Origin of the sequence: Dokdonia sp. Hel_I_63, from assembly GCF_007827285.1 — a bacterium.
Taxonomy (GTDB): domain Bacteria; phylum Bacteroidota; class Bacteroidia; order Flavobacteriales; family Flavobacteriaceae; genus Dokdonia.
This window is the reverse complement of the sequence record NZ_VISD01000001.1, coordinates 699,583-723,091: the sequence shown is the minus strand read 5'-3', so window position 1 is coordinate 723,091 and position 23,509 is coordinate 699,583. Positions and strand designations below refer to the sequence as shown.

Annotated in this window: 23 protein-coding genes; 11 read left to right on the top strand and 12 right to left on the bottom strand. The window is 39.0% G+C overall.

What is annotated here, in order from left to right:
• Positions 1-67: 67 nt before the first annotated feature.
• Both JM84_RS03225 and metG read right to left on the bottom strand, forming a co-directional pair.
• The gene (locus JM84_RS03225; protein ID WP_144782736.1) at positions 68-2,191 is read right to left on the bottom strand and encodes a Tex family protein; all 2,124 of its coding nucleotides are present in this window, start codon (positions 2,189-2,191) and stop codon (positions 68-70) included.
• A 4-nt stretch (positions 2,192-2,195) separates the two neighbouring features.
• Positions 2,196-4,283, bottom strand: coding sequence for a methionine--tRNA ligase (metG, locus tag JM84_RS03220; protein WP_144782734.1), 2,088 nt, complete (start codon positions 4,281-4,283; stop codon positions 2,196-2,198).
• A gap of 341 nt (positions 4,284-4,624) precedes the next feature.
• On the opposite strand from metG, the gene JM84_RS03215 reads away from it, so the two are divergent.
• Genes JM84_RS03215 through JM84_RS03205 form a run of 3 tightly spaced genes read left to right on the top strand, consistent with a single transcriptional unit; the run spans position 4,625 to position 6,776 of the window.
• The gene (locus JM84_RS03215) at positions 4,625-5,524 is read left to right on the top strand and encodes an LD-carboxypeptidase (protein ID WP_144782732.1); all 900 of its coding nucleotides are present in this window, start codon (positions 4,625-4,627) and stop codon (positions 5,522-5,524) included.
• Positions 5,517-6,401, top strand: a complete 885-nt coding sequence (locus JM84_RS03210; RefSeq protein ID WP_144782730.1) for a hypothetical protein — start codon at positions 5,517-5,519, stop codon at positions 6,399-6,401. Before JM84_RS03215 ends, JM84_RS03210 begins: the two co-directional genes overlap by 8 nt.
• 15 nt (positions 6,402-6,416) lie before the next feature.
• A complete protein-coding gene (locus tag JM84_RS03205) occupies positions 6,417-6,776 on the top strand; it encodes a YraN family protein (RefSeq protein ID WP_144782729.1) in 360 nt (119 codons plus the stop codon).
• Positions 6,777-6,790: 14 nt separating this feature from the next.
• Here the strand turns inward: JM84_RS03205 and JM84_RS03200 are convergent, their stop codons facing one another.
• Together JM84_RS03200 and JM84_RS03195 are read right to left on the bottom strand one after the other, a co-directional pair.
• On the bottom strand, positions 6,791-7,615 hold the full coding sequence (locus JM84_RS03200; protein WP_144782727.1) for a helix-turn-helix domain-containing protein: 825 nt from the start codon (positions 7,613-7,615) through the stop codon (positions 6,791-6,793).
• 174 nt (positions 7,616-7,789) lie between these two features.
• Positions 7,790-8,713 (bottom strand): LysR family transcriptional regulator, encoded by a 924-nt coding sequence (locus tag JM84_RS03195; RefSeq protein WP_144782725.1) that lies wholly within the window; start codon positions 8,711-8,713, stop codon positions 7,790-7,792.
• A gap of 86 nt (positions 8,714-8,799) precedes the next feature.
• On the opposite strand from JM84_RS03195, the gene JM84_RS03190 reads away from it, so the two are divergent.
• From JM84_RS03190 to JM84_RS03170, 5 genes are read left to right on the top strand one after another with little or no spacing between them, the layout of a single operon-like run.
• Positions 8,800-9,048, top strand: a complete 249-nt coding sequence (locus tag JM84_RS03190) for a hypothetical protein (RefSeq protein ID WP_144782723.1) — start codon at positions 8,800-8,802, stop codon at positions 9,046-9,048.
• A 28-nt stretch (positions 9,049-9,076) separates the two neighbouring features.
• Complete coding sequence (locus JM84_RS03185) at positions 9,077-9,385, top strand: hypothetical protein (protein ID WP_144782721.1); 309 nt, start codon at positions 9,077-9,079, stop codon at positions 9,383-9,385.
• A 30-nt stretch (positions 9,386-9,415) separates the two neighbouring features.
• The gene (locus JM84_RS03180; protein WP_144782719.1) at positions 9,416-10,378 is read left to right on the top strand and encodes a sodium-dependent bicarbonate transport family permease; all 963 of its coding nucleotides are present in this window, start codon (positions 9,416-9,418) and stop codon (positions 10,376-10,378) included.
• Between the two features lie 47 nt (positions 10,379-10,425).
• A complete protein-coding gene (locus tag JM84_RS03175) occupies positions 10,426-10,737 on the top strand; it encodes a phosphoribosylpyrophosphate synthetase (protein WP_144782717.1) in 312 nt (103 codons plus the stop codon).
• 25 nt (positions 10,738-10,762) lie between these two features.
• Entirely contained in the window at positions 10,763-11,647 is an 885-nt protein-coding gene (locus JM84_RS03170; RefSeq protein ID WP_144782715.1) for a YitT family protein, read from the top strand.
• A 45-nt stretch (positions 11,648-11,692) separates the two neighbouring features.
• Here JM84_RS03170 and JM84_RS03165 read toward each other — a convergent pair whose 3' ends face one another.
• From JM84_RS03165 to mfd, 4 genes are read right to left on the bottom strand one after another with little or no spacing between them, the layout of a single operon-like run.
• A complete protein-coding gene (locus tag JM84_RS03165) occupies positions 11,693-12,373 on the bottom strand; it encodes a DUF2490 domain-containing protein (protein WP_144782713.1) in 681 nt (226 codons plus the stop codon).
• Positions 12,374-12,375: 2 nt separating this feature from the next.
• Positions 12,376-12,975, bottom strand: coding sequence for a hypothetical protein (locus tag JM84_RS03160; RefSeq protein ID WP_144782711.1), 600 nt, complete (start codon positions 12,973-12,975; stop codon positions 12,376-12,378).
• Positions 12,965-13,117 carry a hypothetical protein gene (locus JM84_RS15345; protein ID WP_158306999.1) on the bottom strand — a complete coding sequence of 51 codons (153 nt, stop codon included), beginning with the start codon at positions 13,115-13,117 and terminating at the stop codon, positions 12,965-12,967. Before JM84_RS15345 ends, JM84_RS03160 begins: the two co-directional genes overlap by 11 nt.
• Positions 13,104-16,517, bottom strand: a complete 3,414-nt coding sequence (gene mfd / locus JM84_RS03155) for a transcription-repair coupling factor (RefSeq protein ID WP_144782709.1) — start codon at positions 16,515-16,517, stop codon at positions 13,104-13,106. The genes JM84_RS15345 and mfd overlap by 14 nt, the downstream gene beginning before the upstream one ends.
• Before the next feature lie 112 nt (positions 16,518-16,629).
• On the opposite strand from mfd, the gene JM84_RS03150 reads away from it, so the two are divergent.
• Positions 16,630-17,064 (top strand): DoxX family protein, encoded by a 435-nt coding sequence (locus JM84_RS03150; protein ID WP_144782707.1) that lies wholly within the window; start codon positions 16,630-16,632, stop codon positions 17,062-17,064.
• 122 nt (positions 17,065-17,186) lie between these two features.
• Positions 17,187-18,536, top strand: a complete 1,350-nt coding sequence (locus JM84_RS03145; protein ID WP_013750517.1) for a dihydrolipoyl dehydrogenase family protein — start codon at positions 17,187-17,189, stop codon at positions 18,534-18,536.
• Here the strand turns inward: JM84_RS03145 and JM84_RS03140 are convergent.
• The 3 genes from JM84_RS03140 to pdeM all read right to left on the bottom strand — a co-directional run bounded on the left by JM84_RS03140 (position 18,533) and on the right by pdeM (position 21,600).
• Complete coding sequence (locus JM84_RS03140; RefSeq protein ID WP_144782705.1) at positions 18,533-19,333, bottom strand: tryptophan-rich sensory protein; 801 nt, start codon at positions 19,331-19,333, stop codon at positions 18,533-18,535. The two genes, JM84_RS03145 and JM84_RS03140, sit on opposite strands and share 4 nt — an antisense overlap.
• A gap of 88 nt (positions 19,334-19,421) precedes the next feature.
• On the bottom strand, positions 19,422-20,849 hold the full coding sequence (locus JM84_RS03135) for a pyridoxal phosphate-dependent decarboxylase family protein (RefSeq protein WP_144782703.1): 1,428 nt from the start codon (positions 20,847-20,849) through the stop codon (positions 19,422-19,424).
• Between the two features lie 118 nt (positions 20,850-20,967).
• On the bottom strand, positions 20,968-21,600 hold the full coding sequence (pdeM, locus tag JM84_RS03130; RefSeq protein ID WP_144782701.1) for a ligase-associated DNA damage response endonuclease PdeM: 633 nt from the start codon (positions 21,598-21,600) through the stop codon (positions 20,968-20,970).
• A gap of 56 nt (positions 21,601-21,656) precedes the next feature.
• Here pdeM and JM84_RS03125 point away from each other — a divergent pair, with 56 nt between their 5' ends.
• Positions 21,657-22,805, top strand: coding sequence for a lycopene cyclase family protein (locus JM84_RS03125; RefSeq protein WP_144782699.1), 1,149 nt, complete (start codon positions 21,657-21,659; stop codon positions 22,803-22,805).
• A 7-nt stretch (positions 22,806-22,812) separates the two neighbouring features.
• Here JM84_RS03125 and JM84_RS03120 read toward each other — a convergent pair whose 3' ends face one another.
• On the bottom strand, positions 22,813-23,487 hold the full coding sequence (locus JM84_RS03120) for a haloacid dehalogenase type II (protein WP_144782697.1): 675 nt from the start codon (positions 23,485-23,487) through the stop codon (positions 22,813-22,815).
• Positions 23,488-23,509 lie beyond the last annotated feature (22 nt).

The window sequence follows — 23,509 nt, the reverse complement described above, 5'->3', positions numbered from 1 at the left end:
CGCATAGGAGTAAGTACATATAAAACTAGTCGTGTGACCTCTCTACACGCTCAAGGTGACAAAACTTTTACTTCTCCAACTTCAATTGTATCCGTTTTCTAGCAATATCTACTTCCAGTACTTTTACAATTACCTGCTGTTGTAAACTTACGTGTGCACTTACATCACTCACAAAACCATCTGCCAAGTTTGAGATGTGTATGAGGCCGCTTTCTTTAATACCAATATCTACAAAAGCTCCAAAAGCGGTTACATTATTTACAATCCCTGGCAGTAACTGGCCTGACTGTACATCTTCTATGGTGCGTATGTTTTGATTGAAAGTAAACACCTTTGCTTTTTCTCTAATGTCAAGCCCTGGTTTTTCTAGTTCGCTTATAATATCAGTGAGTGTAGGAAGTCCTACCTCATCGGTTACATATTTTTGAAGGTCTATCGATTTAAGAAGGCTTGTGTTTCCTATCATTTCGGCGACAGAGACTTTTTGATCTTTGGCAATACTTGCAACCAACTTATATCTTTCTGGATGTACCGACGAGTTATCTAGCGGATTTTCGGCGCCAGTAATTCTTAAAAAGCCTGCGGCTTGTACGAATGCTTTTCCTCCCAGACGTGGTACCTTTTTAATCTCTTGACGTGTTTTGAAGGGTCCTTCGCTTTCGCGAAAGCGTACTACTCCCTCAGCAAGTTTTGGTCCAATACCTGACACATAACTCAACAGCGGAGCACTTGCCGTATTTATATTTACACCCACGGCATTTACACAGTTTTCTACCGTTTGATCTAGCGATTTTTGAAGTGCAGTCTGATCTACATCGTGCTGATATTGTCCTACACCAATGGACTTTGCATCTATCTTCACCAGCTCTGCCAGCGGGTCTTGCAATCTACGACCTATAGAAACTGCACCACGAACTGTCACATCATAATTTGGGAACTCATCACGCGCGATCTTACTCGCACTGTAGATAGACGCACCTGCCTCGCTCACTACAAAAACCTCCATCGCATTCTTAAAATTGATGCGTTTTACGAGTCTTTCTGTCTCGCGGGAAGCCGTACCGTTACCGATGGCAATTGCTTCAATTTTATAAGCATCTGTAAGACTTGAGATCTTTTTTATCGCGCCTTTGTCATCGTTTTTTGGTGCGTGTGGATAGATGGTTTCATTATGTAATAACCGTCCCTGTGCATCGAGGCACACCAGTTTACAACCTGTTCTAAAACCTGGGTCTAGCGCAAGAATACGCTTCTCACCTAGCGGCGAACCAAGGAGTAATTGTTTTAAATTTTTTGCAAAAACCTGAATAGCAGTTTCATCTGCTGTTTTCTTTGCTTCTGAGAGACGCTCATTGCTCAATGCAGGGAATAATAGTCGTTTGTAAGCATCTTTAATGGCAAGTTCAATCTGTGTGGCACTGTCGCCACGAGAGCGTATGAGTTTGCGTTCTATTTTGTCAAGCGCTCGCTCATCGTCAATGACAATTTTTACACGGATGTAGCCTTCGTTTTCGGCTCTTAAAATGGCGAGTAGTCTGTGTGAAGGGCAGCGGCTTAACGACTCAGACCAGTCAAAATAATCACGGAATTTCTGCGCTTTCTCATCATCTGCCAATTTCTTAACCACCTTCGTCTCTATGGTGGCAAAACGTTTTAACTGCTCACGTATATTATTACGTATATCTGCACGCTCGTTAATCCACTCGGCTATAATGTGACGTGCTCCTTCTAGCGCACTTTGTGCATCTGGAACCTCCTTATTAGTATATCGATGCGCTAGCCCTTCTGGGTCTTGCACATTTTGAGACATAATAATTTTGGCAAGTGGTTCTAGTCCGTTTACACGTGCTATCTCAGCCTTCGTTTTACGTTTTTTCTTGTACGGTAAATACAGGTCTTCTAGCGTAGTAAGATCTTGCGTTTTTTCAATCTTATCTTTGAGTTCGCTGGTAAGAACGTCTTGCTCTTCTAGTGATTTAAGAATTGATTTTTTACGTTTTTCTAAAGTCTCAAACTGCTCTTTAAACTCGATAATTTTCCCAATCTCCACCTCGTCTAGTCCACCCGTCGCTTCCTTACGGTAGCGCGCTATGAATGGGAGTGTGCAGTCTTCGTTGAGGAGATCTAGTGTGTTTTTTACACCTTTTTCTGATAAGCCTGAGCTTTTGATTACGTATTGTAAAACCTCCACACGCTTAACTTATCATATTCCCATTACTCACCCCATCCGTATCAGGGTTTACAAAAACCAATTTCCCACTAACATCCTCTGTCATTAAGATCATTCCTTCACTCTCTACACCACGTAGTGCTCTAGGAGCCAGGTTTACAAGTACCGTTACTTGTTTCCCTATTACTTCTTCTGGAGTAAAGCTCTCTGCGATACCAGAAACGATAGTACGTACATCAATACCTGTATCTACTTTTAAGATGAGGAGCTTCTTTGTCTTCTTCATTTTTTCAGCTTCGATGATGGTACCTACTCGCATATCGAGTTTTGTAAAATCGTCAAAGTTTATAAGCTCTTTTTGTGGCTCTACAACTGCGTTTTCGGCAGCAGCTTCTGCTTCATTTGCAGCTTTACTTGCTTCTAGTTTATCTAGTTGAATCTGGATTTGACTGTCTTCTATTTTTGAGAAGAGCAATTGAGATTTATTAATGGTGTGACCAGCTGGAAGTAAGACCTCCTTAGATGATATATCACTCCATTGTAATGCGTTCTCATCTGCACTTGGACTCACATTGAGAATATCTTTCAGTTTTCCGCTTGTATGAGGTAGTAATGGCTCGCTCAAAACAGAAAGTGCAGCTGCAATTTGTAAGGCTACATACATTACTGTTTTAGTGCGCTCTACATCTGTTTTGATTGTCTTCCACGGCTCTTCGTCTGCTAGGTATTTGTTTCCTAGACGGGCGAGGTTCATAAATTCTGTTTGGCTTTCGCGAAAGCGGTATTTTTCAATACTACTACCTATCACCGCTGGATATGCTTTTATAGCATCTAGCACTTCTTTATCTAGCTCGTTAAAAGTTCCAGGCGTAGGCACAACACCTCCATAATACTTATGTGTAAGTACCGTCACGCGGTTAATTAAATTACCAAAAATCGCTACGAGTTCGCTATTATTTCTAGTTTGAAAATCCTTCCAAGTAAAGTCATTATCCTTAGATTCTGGCGCGTTTGCCGTAAGTACATAACGCAACACATCCTGCTGATCTGGAAATTCTTCCAGATACTCGTGTAACCACACCGCCCAGTTTTTTGAAGTAGAAAGCTTGCGGCCTTCTAGGTTTAAAAACTCGTTTGCAGGTACGTTATCTGGCAAGATATACTCGCCGTGACCTTTGAGCATCGCAGGAAAAATCAAACAGTGAAAAACGATATTATCTTTCCCAATGAAGTGAAGTAATTTTGTGTTTTCATCTTTCCAATAAGGTTCCCAATCCTTTCCTTCACGTGCTGCCCACTCCTTTGTAGAAGAAATATAGCCAATAGGCGCATCAAACCAAACGTACAATACCTTGCCCTCTGCTCCTTCTACTGGCACAGGGATTCCCCAGTCCAGATCACGAGTTACGGCACGAGGACGTAGTCCATCATCTATCCATGATTTACACTGCCCGTAAACGTTAGTTTTCCAGTCTTTTTTATGTCCTTCTATAATCCACTCCTTAAAGAAGTCATTATATTGATCAAGTGGTAAAAACCAGTGCTTTGTTTCCTTAAGTGTAGGTACAGCTCCTGTTATGGCACTCTTTGGGTTGATAAGATCTGTTGCGTTGTGCGACGTACCACAGCTCTCACACTGATCTCCGTAAGCCTCCTCATAACCACACTTAGGGCAAGTTCCCGTCACAAAACGGTCTGCAAGAAACTGGTTTGCCTCTGCATCATACAGCTGCTCGTTTGTTTCTTCTATAAACTTACCTTGATCGTACATATTCTTAAAAAACTCAGACGCTGTATCGTGGTGAATTTTTGCAGAGGTGCGTGAGTAGTTATCAAAGGTGATCCCAAAATCTTCAAAAGATTTTTTGATTATCGCGTTGTACTTATCTACCACATCTTGTGGAGTTACACCCTCTTTTTTTGCTTTGATTGTGATAGGCACACCGTGCTCATCACTTCCACATATAAAAGCAACATCTGCTCCTTGCATACGCTGGTAACGCGCATAAATATCTGCCGGAACATACACTCCTGCAAGGTGGCCTATGTGTATAGGTCCGTTAGTATACGGCAGTGCCGCTGTAATTGTATATCGTTGTGGATTCTGAGACATATTATATTCTTTAAGAAGCGACAAAAATAAAGAAAAACAAGCAAGGAGTATCTATAAAGTAATCTAGCTTTAGCTCGGTATTGTTATACTAGGAGCGCTGCAGTAGTTGTAGTAAGCAGCTGCCTCTTCGCGCTATTCATTGCAATTCCTCACCACGCTATCGCTAGGTTGCGGGATTTTCATTCCTATCGGGGCTATGGAGCATGGTTTATGAGTTATAAGCATCTCTCAAATCACTTTGTTTTATAATATTGAGTAATGAAAACTATCACCAAATTACCAGTTGGTTTAAAATCCAAACTGCCGTTAAGTTAGTATATTGAGGTGTGAAAAATACACTAATGATTACACCTCCTTATCTTGTACAAGGCGACAAAGTCGCAATCGTTGCTACGGCACGTAAAATCTCTAAAAAAGAGCTAGAAGAAGGCATTGCCTTACTTAAAAGCTGGAGCTTAGTGCCCGTGTTAGGAACCACCATTGGGCTAGAAGATAATCAGTATGCTGGCACAGATTTTCAGAGAGCACAAGACTTTCAGCAAATGATGGATAATGCGGAGATTAAAGCCATATGGTGCGCTCGTGGCGGCTACGGGACCGTGCGCATAGTAGATGATCTTGATTTTTACAAGTTTGTCAAATATCCTAAATGGGTAGTTGGCTACTCTGATGTGACTGTTTTACATAGCCACATCCATAAAATAGGGTTCAAAACGATACACGCCACGATGCCGGTTTCTCTTGATGACAATACCGCTTTCGCGAAAGCGTCATTAAAACAGTCTCTTTTTGGCGAGCAACCGAACTTCGATTACAACACCACAAATAAGCTTAACAGACTAGGCACTGCAAAAGGCACGCTCGTAGGCGGAAATCTCTCTATTCTTTACAGCCTTTGCGGAAGCAGCTCTGACCTTGATACGGCTGGTAAAATTTTATTTATAGAAGATCTTGATGAGTACCTCTATCATATAGATAGAATGATCGTCAACTTAAAACGCAACGGAATGCTGGATCACTGTGCGGGAATGGTAGTGGGTGGTATGACTAAGATGCACGATAATAGAATCCCCTTTGGTAAAACGGCACAAGAAATTGTGCTTGATGCTGTAAAAGAATGTGACTTCCCAGTAGCTTTTGACTTCCCTGCGGGTCACGTAGATAATAATAACGCATTGAAGTTGGGGAGTGAGATTACTCTTGAAGTAACGGCAACTAAAGCAAGTATACGGTATGAATAGAATCGTATCTATCCTTATAATAGTATGCTTATTTTCTTGCGTCGAAAAACCTTCTTGCAATTTTATAGACTCCTACTATCAAGATGTTTATCAAGCAGAGCTTGCATTTTATGAGGAAGATTATCAGAATGCATATAATCTTTTTAAAGAGGTAGAAGCGCGTTGCGGTCTATTAAACCAGACACTCATAAGAGAGCCAGAAATGATGGCCAAACTCTCCATCAAAGTAGGTGAACCGCAAAAAGCATTTCCATATATGGAGCGTATGCTTAAGGAAGGAATGAGCTTTGATACTTTTAAAAACAATGAAATATATAATATCCTCAAGGAATATGAGGAGTGGGATTATCTAGCGCGTAACGCTGCTTCTTATGCAGATGAGTTTAACGCAAATATTAACCAAGATTTAAGGGCAGAAATAATTGCAATGAACCGTCTTGATCAAGAAGTGAGACAGCCTCCTATAGATTTTATAGAGATGGAGCGTGTAGATAGCATTCATCAAAAGAGAATTAAAGCGATTTTTAAAGAACATGGCTATCCTTCAGCTCAACTTGTGGGCAAAGATAATTTTGATCAAGGTGAGCGTGTGGGTGTAAAAACACTATTTTTTCATTTTGACGACACGATATACTTTAAACCGGTGCTTTTAAAAATGATTGAAGATGGCGAAGCTCCAGCAGACATATTAGGTAAAATGATTGACAGTAGACAGCGCTCTCGTGGTTTTTATGATTATGGGATTTATGATAATGTCGATAGCACCAATATTCTTGATTTTAAAAATATTGACAAAAGGCGTATTGCAGTAGGTCTTGCTCCTTGGAAGTTAAAGAAACGAGTTGATTCACTAAGACGGGTTTATTATGATTACTAATTATACAACTAAATTATGACCCCAAAAGAATTAGGCGAATACGGTGAAGAACTAGCAACCCTGCATTTAATAAAGCAGGGTTACACTATTCTTGAACGTAATTGGTTTTTTGGAAAAAATGAAGTCGACATTATCTGCCAGAAGGAAGAAGATGTGCTGGTTGTGGTAGAAGTAAAAGCGCGTAACTCAGATTTCTTTGGCGATCCGCAGAGTTTTGTAAGCCCTGGGAAGCAGAAAACAATCGTTAAAGTAGCAAACGAGTATGTACTAGAAAATGACCTAAATGTCGAAGTACGTTTTGACATTATCGCAGTACTCAAAAACTCAAAGCAAGAACGCCTTGAGCATTTTGAGGATGCGTTTTACTTTTTTTAAAATGATAGTTCTTATTAACCTACTTGCTTTTTAATTATCTCATACACTCTGAGAATAAGTGCGACATTTACAGCTTGTGCCAGTATACTTGCTGGTCCTGCTACAATAGCTAAAAATATGGTAAGCATCATAAAGCCGAGTACCATTTGCAAAATACCGGATGCTTGTGGCAACTGTCCCAGCCCTTTAAGTTTAAATAAGCTATAGCCAAAAAACATGGACATCACACCAAAAAACACTATGTACATAACACCGTAAGCCTCCATAGGCATTACAACATAATTCATGTCGATAAGGGCATATCCAGCAAGAATTGCATTAATAATAATAAATAGCGTTGCAATTATTTTTAAAAAAGTGTTCTTAAATAAGTTTCCAATAAGTATAAAAGTGCGCATAAATACTGAAAAGAAAATAATAGAAAGCACCCCAAGTATAATAGTAAAAACTTTTCCGAAATAATAAGTTTGTTGAGCGACTAGATAGAAGTCGTCAATAGCTTCAAAAATAAAAACTATCATACTTAAGATTCCTGCAATCCATCCAATATGTAATTGTGTAAAAAGAAATGACACATCTTTTGTCTCATCTATCTCAAAAAGCATTACCTCTTTGACCTTAGTCTCAAAGACCGTATCTTCTTGTAAATCATCTAGATCTCTATCTAGCGCAGAGAGGATTGTTTTAATCGTGTAAATACGTGGCATTGTTTCTCCAGCTTCTATACGTTGTATCGTCCGCACAGAGATATTACATTGCTCCACAAGTTCTTCCTGCGTTAATCCTTTCTGCTGGCGCAGTTCTAAAATCTTTTGTCCTAATTGTGGTTGTTTCATCATAAATGTTTTGCCTTGTAATGATGCGCATCAAATGTACAAGAAGTTCTACACTGCAATAGTAGGGCAGTAAGATCATTTGTTTCATTTTTTAAACAGTATTTAACCCGACATTTACACGTCATTTCAGTAAAGACAACGTTTTACACATATTATGCTTTCGCGAAAGCGTACCCTTTAATACGTATCTAACCATCCAAAATGCTTCACATTAAGTGCTGTTTTATGCTCTTCGAGATAACTCACAAAGGCTTGTGCGGTGGGAGAAAGCTGCTTACTTTTTTGCCAGATGAGATTCCAGTGTGTGGTTATAGGCAATCCTTTGCTTGGGATGATTTGAACATCACCGCTCGTAAGTGCATTTTTAAGTCCCACTAGCGGGAGTATAGAAATCCCTATTCCAGAAATCACAGCCTGCTTTACCGCTTCATTTGAGGTGAGCTCTATTTTTTTACGAGTAGGAAGTTGTCTGTCTGCAATATAATTTTCCATAGCGGCCCGTGTTGCAGATCCTTTTTCTCTGTATACCACGGGTAGTTTATCAAAGTCTTTTTTTGATATGGTTTTACCTGAGTAGGTGTGCTGCCTACCTCCTACTAAAAATAATTTGTTAGGTATAAGTGTCACTTTATCTATCGCGATGTGATCTGGAACTACAGATACCAGTGCAAAATCTGTTTCGTTTTTTTCAAGATGACGCACCACTCTAGTTTTATTTGTTACATCCATCTCTAGGTCTACACCAGGGTGCATATTCATAAAATCTGTGATGTAATAGGGCATCAAATATTTACCCGTAGAGACAATGGATATCTTTAATTTACCCGATAGCTGACCTTGATAAGCCATCGTTTTATAATTAATTGCATCAACTTCGGCAATTATTTTACGTGCTGCAGCTGCAATTTCTTCGCCAAAATCTGTTACAAATAATTGTCTCCCCACAACTTCCGTAAGCGGTATAGGAAACTGATTTTGGAAATTTTTGATTTGTATCGAGACCGCTGGCTGCGTGAGATGTAGCTCCTCGGCAGCTTTTGTAATGCTCTTAAATTCTGTGACTTTTAAGAAGACCTGAAGCTGGTGTAACGTATAGTGCATTAAAATAATTTATGTAATTCATTATAAATATAAATAAAAATATATGAACTCTAGCCCACATCTTTGCACCATCAAAAAATAGAGATATGTTACAAAAACTTAAAATCAACACGCTTAATGCTCGTGATTACTCTCAGAGGGACAGCTCTTCCTCAATTATCATTCAATGGGCTTTACTATTTAAAATCTTGAAAAACTTAATGCTTCTTGCAATTCCTATAGCGGCAATAACACTTTCTATCTTGACTGATTATTTGTTTTTTAAGGAAATAGCATCTGCTTCATTTTTAATCATACTTATCTCGTTTATCAAAATTGCTGGCGGAAAATCATAATTCTTTCACACTTTAAATCAATACTATCATGAACACACAAACAACAGACGTACTCACAATGACAGATCAAAAAATCAACCTCATAGATGGAGTATTTACAGCAACCGAAGCTGGAGATATCTTACACGCAATGCTTGACAAGAAGATCAACTTTCACAAATTACAACGCTTAAGCCGCACCGAAGGTAACATAGATGATGCCTGTGAGTATGATAGTGGGCGTATCATAGAGCTACTAAATGAGAAAGAAAAATTAAAAAGCTTTTTAAGTGACGTGCGTGCAGATGGAGGTAAACTAGAAATAAAAAGCACTGTAGAGATACGCATCAAAAAGTAATTACCACACTAAGATACCTAACCCTCTTTTATGGACTTACACCTACTGGTTGATAACTTGACCAACCCTGCACTCTTGTTTTTCTTTTTAGGATTACTAGCGGTACAACTCAAAAGTGACTTAGCCATACCGCCTAGTTCTTCAAAGTTTATTTCTCTTTACCTCCTACTTTCTATAGGATTTAAAGGAGGGCAAGAGCTTGCTCACTCAGAGCTAAATATGGAGATTGTTTGGTCCTTAATTTTTGGAATCGTTCTAGCTCTTGTGGTTCCATTATATGCGTTTTTTACGCTTAAAAAGCGCGTCGGAGTACAAAATGCCGCAGCAATCGCTGCGGCATATGGCTCTGTAAGTGCTGTAACTTTTGTTACTACAGTTGCTTATCTTGATATGGAGCAAATTGCATATAGCGGGTATATGGTTGCAGTTATGGCCATTATGGAAGCGCCGTCTATTATAATAGGCGTACTCCTTATGATGCTATTTACGGCAAACCGTGACAAGACAGTCTCAATGGGCAGTATTATTAAACATTCTGTTACAAACGGAAGTGTACTGTTGATAATAGGAAGTCTCGTCATAGGTTTTATGGCAAGCGATGCACAAGCACAAGGTATTGCGCCTTTTACTACAGATATTTTCAAAGGTTTTCTAGCTGTCTTTTTACTAGATATGGGCATCTCAAGTGGTAAAAAAATAGGAAGCCTAAAGGAGTATGGCGCTTTTCCTTATGTATTTGCAATCGCCGTCCCTATCGTAAATGGTGTTATCGTGAGTTTACTAAGTGGGTTTATAACAGAATCTATAGGTAACAGATTGCTGTTTGCCATACTTGCAGCAAGTGCCTCCTATATTGCAGTCCCTGCCGCTATGAAACTCGCTGCGCCTAAGGCAAACGAAGGCCTATACTTACCTATGGCGCTTGCCATTACCTTTCCCTTTAATATCACACTGGGAATGCCGCTTTACCTCTGCATTATAAACTGGAGTTAATATTTTTTAATCACGCTTTCGCGAAAGCGTACTCAAAACCTTACTTTATGATTCTCTCACAAAGCAACACCCTAACAGAAGATATAGCAGCAGCGAGAGTAGCAGGTTTTACCTCAGATTTTATGTATCGGGACGGCCGTTTATTGTGTAGAACTAATAATCGCTGGTATCAAATAGAAGACCTCACACTTATAGAATATTGCAGGCACGAGGGAATGAATGATCCAGGGGATAGTTCGATTTTATTTTTGATAGAGACTAATGATTCTATAAAAGGTTGCCTTACGAGTGCCTATGGTAAAGATGCAGATACTGACCTTATTGATTTTGTAATGAGCTTAGAAAAGAAAGAGAAATAACTATCTTAACATAAAACCAAAAGGTATGGCAAAGATATTAAAATCACTTTCTGAGTATGTACAAATTGCTATAGGTATTGCCCTCGCGAGTATAGGCCTCAAGGCCTTCTTGCTACCTAATGGGTTTCTGGATGGCGGAGCAACGGGTATCGCTATTTTATTAAGTAAAAAGTTAGATCTAGACATCTCCTTACTGCTCTTTATTGTGAGTATTCCGTTTCTAGTGTTGGGTTTTTATAAGCTTTCGCGAAATATTCTTTTAAAAAGTACCATGTCCATCTTGATACTAGCAGTACTTATAGGTGTTGAGTCATTTCCTATTATCACTGAAGACAAGTTGCTCATTGCGATTTTTGGCGGTATGTTTTTAGGAGCTGGTATTGGTATCAGTATACGCAACGGTGCGGTGCTTGACGGATCTGAAATTCTAGGAATTTATGTCTTTGATCTTTTTGGAATAAGCATAGGTAAAACTATTCTGGCTTTCAATATTATTCTATTTATTATCACCGCATTAGTACTTAGTGTAGAAGTCGCACTATATTCCATACTTACCTATATCGTGACCGCGAAGTTTATCGATTTTTTTATAGAAGGATTTGAAGATTTTATAGGTATTACCATCATATCCCCGTCATCTGAAGAAATAGAACAAAAGATTCTTAATGAGCTTGGCACTGGTATCACCGTCTACAAAGCGGCGGCAGGTTACGGCAGTACGGGTCAAAATAGTGAACGCCGCGTGATACAAACCGTGATAAACCGTATACACCTGCGCAAAATACACAAGCTCATAGACTCCTGCGATCCCGATGCTTTTATCGTAGAGTTTGACGTGAATAACGTAAAAGGAGGAGTTTTAAAAAGGTATCTGAATCCACAAAGTTCAAAAAAATTGGCTAGTCTTTAGGGTTATTTAATAAAGCATTACTTACGCTTTCGCGAAATCGCAATCCTACAAACTCAAGTAATATCCCATATTTATCCAGAATCGATGATTTGCAGTAGCATCAAGAAATGAATCCATACGGTAGTCTACGCCAATCTCTAGTTTATTTGCATCGTTTGCGAAATAGCCTACAGTAGGAACAATCCTGACTTCCAGATCTGTTATATTTCCTTGGATAGAATACACGTACTCATTCCCTAATTTTAAATACACTTCCCCTGGGTCAATAAACTCGCCGTTAAGTGATATATCTGAAGATAGTCTGTACCGCGCTCTAAACTCAACTTTTTGCCTAGCGTTAAATGTTTGATCTGTACGTAAGCGATGTCCCAAACGAAAACCAAAATAAGGGACGGTAAGTGAGTACTGTTGTATCGCGCGATGTATAATTTCTTTATCGCGGAAACGAGCTAAATATCCCATACCCACTTTTGCATCTACTCCCACTGTACGCGTGGCAACCGTGGTGACATCAAGCAAGGAGTAAAATACATCTGTATTATTATTGCCTTTAAAATCTCCTTCACTTACTTCAAAACGTGGCGCGAATTCTACATTAATATTCCACAGCTCATTAATTTTTGTACCTATATTTAATTCGGGGAGTATGCCAACTTCATACAGCGATTGCCCGTAAAGCAAGGTGCTTACAGAAAACATTAGGATAAAGAATGTGAATTTAAACATAGTCAAAAGCGTAGAATATTATCACGTCGTATGCTTACTTGAGACCTACTTATGAAGGCTCCTTTCTCGTTAAAAAGAACTTCATAACGCTTTGATTTTTTACCAGAATTACGTGTTTTTACAACGACCTCGTAATGCGGAATAAGTGATGAGGATACGAGATTTTTTGCAGTCCTATTTATTATTTCTTTTACCGTATTATTATACTGCGCTTGTATTTTCTCTACCTTAAAATAATCAAATTCTTGCGTGAAATAGCTGGTTATCTCTTGTTTTGTCTCTTCAGGTAATTCTCCTAACCCAATAACGATTTCTATATCTTCTAAAACTCCATCTTTAGTAAATTCTACACTATGACGCTGTCCTTTGTATCTAAATTTTGCTTCAATACTAGCGCCATCATCACCTACTTCTTGTAGCCATTTTATGGACCGATTTATATTGAAGGTGGCAATAAAGTCTTTTGCTTTTTGTGGAACAAGCTCGGGTTTAATTCGGTATTCTCTTTCCGTTTTTACAGCATCTTGTACTTGCGCACGACACATAGATGTCTGTAGCAAGACACAAATACACATTAAGAAAAAAGAATACTTAGTCTGCACGATCTCCCTTTTTTGAATTAAATAGCCACCCTAATGGCAACCAGACTACAAAGAATAGAAACTTCCCAGTTACCAAGCCTACAATGGTAATAATTGCAGCGATTACCGCTAGTGTTGATTTCCAAGATTTACTCGCCATCATCCATAGGCAGCTCTGCTGCTTTTTTCTTGGTGCTTTCTGGCATTAATGGTCGTAGTAATGCTACCACATCATTCACAGTCTTAGCATCGTCAGATTTTAGGAGTAATCGCAATCCTTTAGATAGCTTTTTCTCATTTATCCCTATGCGATATGCGTTTTCTTGTACAAACTTAAGAACACGACCAAATGCTGGACTTTGATAGAAAGCACTCTGCTGGTCTGCAATGAAAAAGCCGGTGAGTTTTCCATTTTTGAGAACCACTTTCTCAAGGCCTATTTTAGTCGCTACCCACTTGATACGCACAGAATCCAGTAAATCTTCAGCTTCTTCTGGTAATGGTCCAAAACGGTCTACGAGTTGGCGTTCAAAATCGTCCAGTTGCTCCTCTGTTTTTACATTGTTGAGCTGCGTGTATAAGTTTAAGCGTTCAGTGATATTGTTGACGTAGTCATCTGGAAATAGCAGACTAAAGTCAGTATCAATCACTGTGTCTTTTACATAATCTTTTTCTGCTTTCGCGAAAGCGGGATCATCATTATACAACTCTGAAAATTCATCTTCCTTAAGCTCATCAATGGCTTCATTTAGGATTTTTTGATATGTATCAAACCCTATCTCATTGATGAATCCGCTCTGTTCTCCTCCTAATAAATCTCCAGCACCACGTATCTCAAGATCCTTCATGGCGATGTTGAAACCACTACCTAAAACAGAAAATTGCTCCAGCGCCTGGATGCGCTTACGAGCATCATCTGTCATAGCACTGTATGGAGGAGTAATAAAGTAACAAAACGCTTTCTTGTTGCTACGTCCCACACGACCTCGCATCTGGTGGAGGTCTGACAGTCCAAAATTATTTGCGTTATTTATAAAAATCGTATTTGCATTAGGCACATCAAGTCCGCTCTCAATAATAGTGGTAGACACCAGTACATCAAACTCACCGTTCATGAACGATAACATCTTTGCTTCAAGTGTTTTCCCTTCCATTTGCCCGTGACCTATACCCACTTTTGCATCGGGTACAAGACGTTGAATAAGACCCGCAACTTCCTTAATATTCTCGATACGGTTATGGATAAAGAATACTTGGCCGCCACGCTGTATTTCATACTGCACCGCATCTCGTATCACCTCCTCAGAGAAGCGCACTACATTACTTTCTATAGGATATCTATTAGGTGGCGCCGTATTTATGGTACTTAAATCCCTTGCTGCCATAAGTGAGAACTGCAGTGTTCTTGGGATAGGAGTTGCTGTAAGCGTGAGCGTATCGACGGTTTCAGAGATGGTTTTGAGCTTATCTTTTACCGCAACGCCAAATTTTTGTTCCTCATCAATAACGAGAAGTCCTAGGTCTTTAAAGTTTACATTTTTACTCGTAAGCTGGTGCGTACCTATCACAATATCGATTGCCCCACTTTCTAATCCTGCTAGCACTTCGCGCTTTTCTTTTGCTGTTCTAAAACGGTTGAGATAGTCAATTTTTACAGGAAAATCTTTGAGACGCTCCTTAAATGTTCGTGCATGTTGATAGGCTAGAATCGTTGTAGGTACAAGTACAGCAACTTGCTTACCACCATCAACCGCTTTAAACGCGGCGCGAATGGCAACCTCTGTTTTACCAAAACCTACATCCCCACATACCAAGCGATCCATAGGACGCTCACTTTCCATATCACGCTTTACATCTTCGGTAGCACTACTTTGATCTGGTGTGTCCTCATAAATAAAACTAGCTTCTAATTCATGCTGCATGTGCGTATCTGGCCCAAAGGCATAGCCTTTTTGAAGTCTACGTTTTGCATATAATTTAATGAGGTTAAACGCAACGTGCTTCACTCTAGACTTGGTCTTTGCCTTAAGCTTTTTCCATGCCTGGCTACCTAGTTTATAAATTTGTGGCGGCTTGCCATCTTTACCGTTATACTTGGTAATTTTATGTAGCGAGTGAATACTGAGGTATAAAATATCTCGCTCTCCGTAGATCAATTTGATTGCTTCTTGCGGCTTCCCTTCTACATCAATCTTCTGTAATCCACCAAATTTTCCAATCCCGTGATCAATATGCGTCACATAATCACCTACGGAGAGATGGCTCAATTCCTTAAGCGTAATGGATTGCTTTTTTGCATACCCATTCTTAAGATTAAACTTGTGATAACGCTCAAAAATCTGGTGATCTGTGTAGACCGCTATTTTCTGCTCATCATCTATAAAACCTTGATATAAAGACAATACAACCGTTTCATATTGCTTTACAATCGCATCTGCATCATCAAAAATGTCGTGAAAACGCTTTGCCGCTTGCTCCGTCACACAGGCAATATAGTTCTTATAACCCTTTGCGGAGTTTTCATTCAAGTTTGCAGTCAATAAGTCAAACTGCTTATTAAAAGAAGGTTGTGGTTGTTGCTCAAAATTGATTGTAGTATCAGCTATCGCACCATCTATTTTTGAGGTGAGATCTACTGTGGCAAACGTATCTAGCTGCTGCTGTAATGCAGCTCCATGCATAAAAAGCTCCTCTGGTGAGTTGCGCTTTATCTCTGAGTCAAGGTTAGAAAATGCTTCTTCCGCTTTCGCGAAATTTTTATCAGTACGATCTACAAGAAGTGATCTGTTTTTTATAAAAACTACCGTTTTAGGTGAGATATACTCTAGAAAACTCTGGCGTACTTCTGTTAATGCCTTGTTCTCCACATTAGGCATCACCGAAATCTTTTTTACCTGCCCAGTTGAGAGTTGGCTCTCCACATCAAACGTCCTTATACTATCTACCTCATCACCAAAAAATTCAATACGATACGGCTCATCATGAGAAAACGAAAATACATCTACAATCCCTCCACGTACCGAAAATTCTCCCGGCTCTGTAACAAAATCAACACGTTTAAATTTATATTCAAACAGCATCTCATTTACAAAATCCAGCGACAGTTGATCACTCACCGCTATTTTGAGTGTCTGTCTATCTAGTTCTTTACGAGTAACTACTTTTTCAAAAAGCGCATCTGGATAGGTAACTAGCAAGGCTGGCTTGCGACGAGAGTTTATTCTGTTTAAAACCTCTGCCCTCAGCAGGATATTTGCGTTGTCTATTTCTTCTATCTGGTAAGGTCTTCTATAGCTGCCAGGGTAAAAAAGCACATTTGCCTCTTTAACTAGCTGCTCTAGATCATTAAGAAAATAAGCAGCTTCTTCCTTATCGTTTAAGATAATGAGAAAAGGACTTTCGGCGGATTCAAAAGCACTGCTTATGGTAAAAGATAGTGCAGATCCTACGAGGCCTTTTGCTTGAATATTTTTATTATTTTCTTGGGAATGGGAAATAGCTTCCCCTAGTTTCTGCAGTTGCAGAGACTGTGCAAAGTGTTGCGAGAGTTCGTTTTTACTCAAGTAATTAGATTTTTTACAAAGATACGGAGTGTGGCAGCTTTCGCGAAAGCGTTATTTACTTTTTACCATTTTCATAAAACTAAGCTGCCTCAAGGTTCTATAATTTTAAATCATGAAAAACTGGACCGATAATCAGCTAGCATTTGTAATCGCGCGTATTACTATAGGTATTAATTTCTTATTGAATGGTGTAGTGCGACTTCCTAAAATGGAAGGTTTTGCTAGCGGACTATCAAAAGGTTTTGAAGGAACTATGTTACCACCTGCGCTTGTGGAGCCTATTGCTTTTGGACTTCCTATTGTAGAGCTTGTTCTAGGTGTGCTACTCATCATAGGTTTTAAGACACGACTTGCTGCGGCATTGAGTTTCATATTAATCACATTATTAATGGCGGGTACTTCTTTTAAAGAAGACTGGGATCTGGTAGGCTCACAAATGATTTATGTGATTTTCTTCTTCATCTTTATTAAAAATTTACGCCATAATACCTTTACAATAGACGGTACATCAAAGACGGTAGTAGACGGATTTACAGGCCAAGAGTAACTACAACTTTACTGGTTTTTAATGGTGAACAATACGCTTTCGCCAAAGCGTAACTAACATTTTACCATTTTCATAACAGCAACAAAAGTGCATGCTCCCTACCTTTATAAAAAAAGAAAAGGATGGGATTTGAACATTACGACATATTTGTTATAGGCACAGGAAGTGCGGGAAGACAGGTGGCAACACGCTGCGCAAAGGCAGGAATGAAAGTAGCCATTGCAGATAATCGTGAGTATGGCGGTACGTGTGCAAACAGAGGCTGCGATCCCAAAAAAGTATTACTCAACGCTAGCGAAATCATAGCTCGCACCTCACACATGGCAGAAGTAGGTGTAACTGAAGTCGCTACTATAAACTGGCAAGCGCTGCAACAATTCAAAGAAAAATTTGTTTCTGCAATGCCTGTAAAAACAGAAGATTCTCTCGAACAAGCTGGGATTACCATGTATCACCAGTCTCCAGAATTTATAGAAGAAGGACTACTCATTGTAGAAGGAAAAAAGGTTACTGTAGATAAAGTGGTAATTGCTACTGGACTTATCCCAAGACCACTTCACTTTAAAGGAGCTGAGCTTTTTAAAACCTCAGACGATTTTCTTGAGCTTCCAGAGCTTCCAAAAAGTATCATCTTTGTAGGTGGAGGTTATATCGCCATGGAATTTGCACATATTGCTGCTCGGTGCGGTGTAGATGTGACTATTATAGAGCGTGGTGAACGTGTGCTAAAAATGTTTGACGAAAGTATTACGAGTTTGCTACAAGAAGCTTCAACAGATATAGGAATTAAGTTCATTTTTGAAGCAGATGTGATAGGAGCAGAAATGCTTCAAAAAAACACACGAGTACATTATAAGCAGGACGGAAAAGAGCATAAACTAAAAGCCGAAATGGTTTTTAATACCTCTGGACGTGTTCCATCAATTGACATGCTTGCTCTTGACAAAGGGAATGTAGAAGCCACTCCGCGAGGAATCAAAGTGAATAAATACTTACAGAGTGTCTCTAACCCTAATGTATATGCATGTGGTGATGTGGCAGATAGTGGTTCTTTACCGTTAACTCCGCTTTCAAGTTTAGAAGGAAAACATGTAGGTATGCAGCTTGCAACCGGCGAGCGCAAAGCATATACCTTTCCTGCGATTCCTACCGCGGTTTATACCACGCCACAACTCGCTACTGTAGGTATCACCGAACAACAAGCTAAAGCCGAGGGGATCGAGTATAAAGTGCTGTCAGAACATGTGCCAGATTGGTTTAGTATTAAGAGACTTAACTCGCCATATTATTGCTATAAGACATTGAAGGGCCCTAATGATGAAATACTAGGTGCCGAGATACTCGCACCAGAAGCTAGTGAGATGATCAATTTATTTGCAATGGCAATACAGCAGAAGATGACGTGTACACAGTTTAGAGAAACCATTTTTGCATATCCTACGTTTGCTAGTGATATGCAGAGTATGGTTTAATTATCAAGAAACCGTTCCTTAAATTTTAAGTGAGGAGCGGTTTCCTTATTCTTAAAGGCGTGTAACATTGTAATTACTACTAATACTATTGCGCCTAATAATGCATAATAAGCAATGCTTTCATGCTGGTCTTTATGTCTTATAAATATCGCCACGAGTGCCCATACAGCTACTAATGCAAACTCTCGCATATTACGCATCCACACCATAAGAACATTTATAAGTACTGCAATAGTAATCATTACCATAGTCCACACTACTTCGTTAAGCGGTCCTCCAGTCCAACCTATACTTGCAAAGAAAGCAGAAAAGTTTGCAATGGTTGCTACTGCAATCCACCCAGAATAGATACAAATAGGCCACCACACTAGACCAATTACCTCAATAGGAGCATCCCAACGCTCCATATTAGTACGCCAGATTACAAGTAATAAACTCGATAAAATCCCTAGCATGATAAGTACAGATAATCCTACGTATTCATACGTAAAGGCAACCACCCATGCAGCATTAAGAAAATTTGCAATAGCAAACCACCAGCCAGTCTGTACAATGAAAGGAGATTCTTTTTTACTAAAGAAAGCGCGACGTATTTGAAAAAGCGAATATCCTAATAGCATTAAGAAAATGACACCCCAGATAGAAAATGCATATCCTGCTGGCGTAAATAAATTCTCATACCTATCAGATGCCTCGCCTATGGTAGTATCGTTCCAGCGCTGGGCTTGTGAAAGTCCGTTTACAGCAAGAACCAATAACACAGAAAGAAAATTTACAATCGCATAGGTCTTTTTCATAATCACTGATTTTTAGTAAAGTTACATACGCTACTAGACTATACCTCTCTTGAAAAGTGATAAAATATTCATAAAACCGAAGCTTTTCTTATCCTAAGATTTCGTCTGCAAATTTTTCACAAAGTCTAAGCGTATCTTGTACATCATCAAAAGTAGTACGTGGGTTTATTAAACACATACGCAGTACTACTTGCTTATTGAGTATTGTTGTTACTAGTTGAGCCTCACGAGATGCTGTCACCATACCAGAAATTTTCTGATTGAGTTCATCTAGTTGCTTCTCTGTAAATTTATTTCCAATAGGGTTATACCTAAAGTTAATAATCGCAAGCGTAGCAGGTGATACGATCTCCCATTTTTTACTTTTACGGAGTAGCTTCTCGGTCTTTTCGGCTATTTTGATGTTATAGGTGATGGCGTTTCTAAATCCTTCTAGTCCAAATGTTTTTAAAGACATATAGAATTTAAGTGCCCTAAAACGTCTTGTAAGTTGGACACCGTGATCATAAAAATTAATCTCAGATTCATTGCCTTCTATATCTCTCAAATACTCTGGCTTCTCAACAAAAGTACTTTTCAAGTATTTGTGATTACGTATTAACAAGCAACCCATCTCGTAAGGCTGGAAAAACCACTTGTGCGGATCTACAGTAAGAGAATCTGCTTTAGAAATTCCTTTTAAAAGTTCTTTTCCGTTTTTTGCTAGAATCGCAGCTCCTCCATATGCTCCATCTATATGGAACCACAGTTTCTCTTCTTTACAAATTTTTGAAATTTCTGTAAGAGGATCTACTGTTCCCGTATTTGTAGTTCCTGCGGTAGCAATTACACAAAACGGATTATAACCTTCCAGTCTATCACGAGCGATAGCACTACGAAGTTTTATAGTAGAAAATTTAAACTCAGAGTCTGTTGGTATTAATCGTATTTGATCTTTTGTAAAACCTACAATGCGCAACGCCTTTATGTTTGACGAGTGTGCTTGATCTGAAAGGTAGATAACTGCATTTGCAAAATCTTCCCCACACATCACACGACGAGCGGTAACAATAGCAGTAAGGTTTGCCATAGATCCTCCACTTGTAAAAATCCCTCCACCTTTTTTTACTGGAAAGCCAAAAATCTTAAGTAACCAACTTATGGTTACAATCTCTAGCTCTGCTGCAGGTGGTGATTGTGACCAGCCGCCAGAAAATATATTAAATCCTGTAGCTAGCGTGTCAGACATAGCACTTACGTAGTTACTAGGTCCAGGGACAAATGAAAACGACTTAGGGTGCGTAGAAATCGCACTTTGTTTCATCACTTTTTCTATCACAAATTCAAGTACTTCTTGCGGATCTGAGGCTTTTTCTGGTGCTTCTTCTAGAAACAAAGAGTCCATTTCTTCTCGAGTTCCCGAAGCCAAAGGAAACTTACTGTTTTGTGTGTCCAAATGTTCTACTACAGCATCTACAATACGGTATCCGTAAGCTGTCATTTCTTCTTTTGACAGTTCTAATTTGTCTTTATCCATCACCTGTTGTATTAATGCTGCAAAGTTAGACTATTGCTCAGACCATTAAAAATGTGTGCCGTGGTAATTAAAAAGAAGATTGCAGGAACTAGTATTTCCTCATGACGCTACACATCAATTATGCAATTAAAATCACTTCATCTGGAGTTAGTACAAATACCTCATCACCTTCTTCTGGTTCTAGTAAATAATTACCTGTAAAAGTTCCAAAGGCAGGTAATATCAGTTGGGTTTTCTTTTTGAAAAAACAAGGCATTTTTAGCGCTTGTCTTCCCATACCCTGCAGTCGAACTCCTGGGTGAATATGACCACAAAAATTATATAGCCCATCTCGTTCTTCAGGATGGTGCGTGAGTAAAAAACCATCAATGATTCTTTCGTCATAAATTGTTATGCCTAGCTTTTCAAATCGTAATGGAGAGATGATATCATGATTTCCAATCACCAGCGTGAATCTAACAGTCTGGTTACTTATCCATTTTTCAAAATAAGCCCATTCTATATTAAGATCAGAGTGAAATAAGTCTCCTAGAAAGCAAACCTCCTTAGGGTTATAATAAGCAATTGCTTTATCCAACTGCTCAAAATTAGTTTGTATCGCCTCTTGAGGAACGGCACTACCGTGTTTTCTAAAATGAGCTACTTTTCCAAAATGCACATCGGCGATGAGTAATATATCTTGCTCCTTCCAGTACATTGCGCCAGTAGGATGTAGTAAAAATGCATTATTGGAAATTGTAGTTTGAGTCACTTTGTAAAGTTACAAATGACGTCGCTTTTTTTACAACTTCCCCGTATCTTTATATCGTGCAAAATAAATACGATTATATTATTCTAGGTGCTGGTCTTTCTGGACTAACGACGGCACTTCGTATGGCAAGAGATCCTTTTTTTAAGAATGTATCTATCGCTATCATTGACCAGAATCTTAACAAGAAAAATGACCGCACTTGGTGTTTTTGGGAGACCACTCTAGATCTATTTGAAAGCATAATTTCTTATTCTTGGCCTTCGGTACTAATTAAAGGAAATGAAAATAGCACGACCATAGATATCGCTCCATACGCTTACAAGAAAGTAGAAAGCGAGCAATTGTACGCTTTCGCGAAAGCGGAATTATCGCAACATAGCAATATCACGTTTATAAACGGTAAAGTAACCCATGTCACTGAAAAAGAAAACGGAGCAATAGTAAAAACTGTTGATCATGAATATCATGCTACCACAATTTTAAACAGCTTTTACAAGCCAGAGCAACTAGAAACTCAGCAAGAAGCTGTGGTATTACAGCAGCATTTTGTAGGCTGGTTTGTAAAAACTGACAAGGCTGTTTTTAATCCAAAAGTAGCAACGTACATGGATTTTAGCATAGCTCAAAAAGGTAATTGCAGATTTATGTATGTACTTCCTACTTCGACGCACGAAGCACTTGTAGAGTACACATTGTTTTCTAAAGATTTACTACCAAAGGAAGAATACGAAGAAGCTATAAAAGATTATTTAAATAATCTTGGAGTGACAGATTATGAAATCACAGATCGAGAATATGGTAGCATCCCTATGACCACTTATGATTTTACACAACATAATAGCAAGCATATATTACACATAGGTACCGCAGGTGGGTGGACAAAAGCGAGTACAGGATATACGTTTAAACATACCTTGAAAAAATCGGCGGCGCTTATTGATTTTTTAAAAAGTGGTAAACCTCTAAAAAATTATAGCCTTAAAAATCGCTGGACTTTTTATGATGGCGTATTACTTGAGGTGCTGGCTGCACACAATGAAAGAGGTGCAGAAATTTTTACACGCATGTTTAAAAAAGGAAAAGCCGCACATATCTTTAGATTTCTAGATGAAGAGTCTTCATTTAAAGATGAGCTTGAAGTTATTTTAAGTGCGCCTAAAATTCCTTTTATAAAAGGAGCATTTAAGGTGTTATTTAAAAAGTAGTAGCTTATTAATTTGAGAAGATGTCTACCAGACCATCGAGTGTATCGACAGTATAATCTGGCTTTTGAGCTAGTGGATACATTTGTTTGCCTGGCCTGCTTATAAACGTAGTTTGCATTCCTGCTTTTTTTGCACCAGTAATATCCCAACCGTGAGCAGCAATCATCATAGCATCTTCTGCCTCTACATTCAATTTTGAAAGCGCCCAACTATAAACTTCTAAACTAGGTTTAAAGGCTCCTACAGTTTCGCAACTTAGCAATGTGTCAAAGTTATCTTTTATTCCAGCATATGCTAACTTATCGGCTAGTCCAGAAGTTGATGAATTTGTGAGCGCAACGAGCTTGAAGCCTTGATCCCTGAGCTCCTCTAGTGCTTGTTTTACCTCTTTGTAAGGCATCAAACTCTTAAAAGGTTTAATCACCGCATCTTCAGCTTGCTCCTTTGTAATGGTAATGTCATTGCCTGCGGCTACCATTTGCAATGCCGCGACACCTATCTCGCTAAAATCTTTATAATCTCCTGTTACATTTTCCACCAATGAGTAATGTAATAACGTGCTAAACCATAATGGCACAAGCTCCTCTCTTCCATTTAAAGCAGTAGTGACACTCTTCTTCAAAGCTGTAAGCTCTAAAAGAGTCTCGTTAACATCAAAAAATAATACGGAAGGCGTCTTCATAACATTGTTTTGCTGCAAAGTT

What these genes read in the sequence shown, in the direction of transcription:
- JM84_RS03200 (WP_144782727.1), bottom strand. Translation starts at nt 7,615, where the DNA reads ATGATGAAACAACCACAATTAGGACAAAAGATTTTAGAACTGCGCCAG.
- JM84_RS03170 (WP_144782715.1), top strand. Translation starts at nt 10,763, where the DNA reads ATGGCAAAGATATTAAAATCACTTTCTGAGTATGTACAAATTGCTATA.
- JM84_RS03185 (WP_144782721.1), top strand. Translation starts at nt 9,077, where the DNA reads ATGAACACACAAACAACAGACGTACTCACAATGACAGATCAAAAAATC.
- JM84_RS03120 (WP_144782697.1), bottom strand. Translation starts at nt 23,487, where the DNA reads ATGAAGACGCCTTCCGTATTATTTTTTGATGTTAACGAGACTCTTTTA.
- JM84_RS03210 (WP_144782730.1), top strand. Translation starts at nt 5,517, where the DNA reads ATGAATAGAATCGTATCTATCCTTATAATAGTATGCTTATTTTCTTGC.
- JM84_RS03135 (WP_144782703.1), bottom strand. Translation starts at nt 20,849, where the DNA reads ATGGATAAAGACAAATTAGAACTGTCAAAAGAAGAAATGACAGCTTAC.
- JM84_RS03165 (WP_144782713.1), bottom strand. Translation starts at nt 12,373, where the DNA reads ATGTTTAAATTCACATTCTTTATCCTAATGTTTTCTGTAAGCACCTTG.
- JM84_RS03140 (WP_144782705.1), bottom strand. Translation starts at nt 19,333, where the DNA reads ATGAAAAAGACCTATGCGATTGTAAATTTTCTTTCTGTGTTATTGGTT.
- JM84_RS03205 (WP_144782729.1), top strand. Translation starts at nt 6,417, where the DNA reads ATGACCCCAAAAGAATTAGGCGAATACGGTGAAGAACTAGCAACCCTG.
- JM84_RS03190 (WP_144782723.1), top strand. Translation starts at nt 8,800, where the DNA reads ATGTTACAAAAACTTAAAATCAACACGCTTAATGCTCGTGATTACTCT.
- JM84_RS03145 (WP_013750517.1), top strand. Translation starts at nt 17,187, where the DNA reads ATGGGATTTGAACATTACGACATATTTGTTATAGGCACAGGAAGTGCG.
- JM84_RS03150 (WP_144782707.1), top strand. Translation starts at nt 16,630, where the DNA reads ATGAAAAACTGGACCGATAATCAGCTAGCATTTGTAATCGCGCGTATT.
- metG (WP_144782734.1), bottom strand. Translation starts at nt 4,283, where the DNA reads ATGTCTCAGAATCCACAACGATATACAATTACAGCGGCACTGCCGTAT.
- JM84_RS03215 (WP_144782732.1), top strand. Translation starts at nt 4,625, where the DNA reads ATGATTACACCTCCTTATCTTGTACAAGGCGACAAAGTCGCAATCGTT.
- JM84_RS03195 (WP_144782725.1), bottom strand. Translation starts at nt 8,713, where the DNA reads ATGCACTATACGTTACACCAGCTTCAGGTCTTCTTAAAAGTCACAGAA.
- JM84_RS15345 (WP_158306999.1), bottom strand. Translation starts at nt 13,117, where the DNA reads ATGATGGCGAGTAAATCTTGGAAATCAACACTAGCGGTAATCGCTGCA.
- JM84_RS03180 (WP_144782719.1), top strand. Translation starts at nt 9,416, where the DNA reads ATGGACTTACACCTACTGGTTGATAACTTGACCAACCCTGCACTCTTG.
- JM84_RS03175 (WP_144782717.1), top strand. Translation starts at nt 10,426, where the DNA reads ATGATTCTCTCACAAAGCAACACCCTAACAGAAGATATAGCAGCAGCG.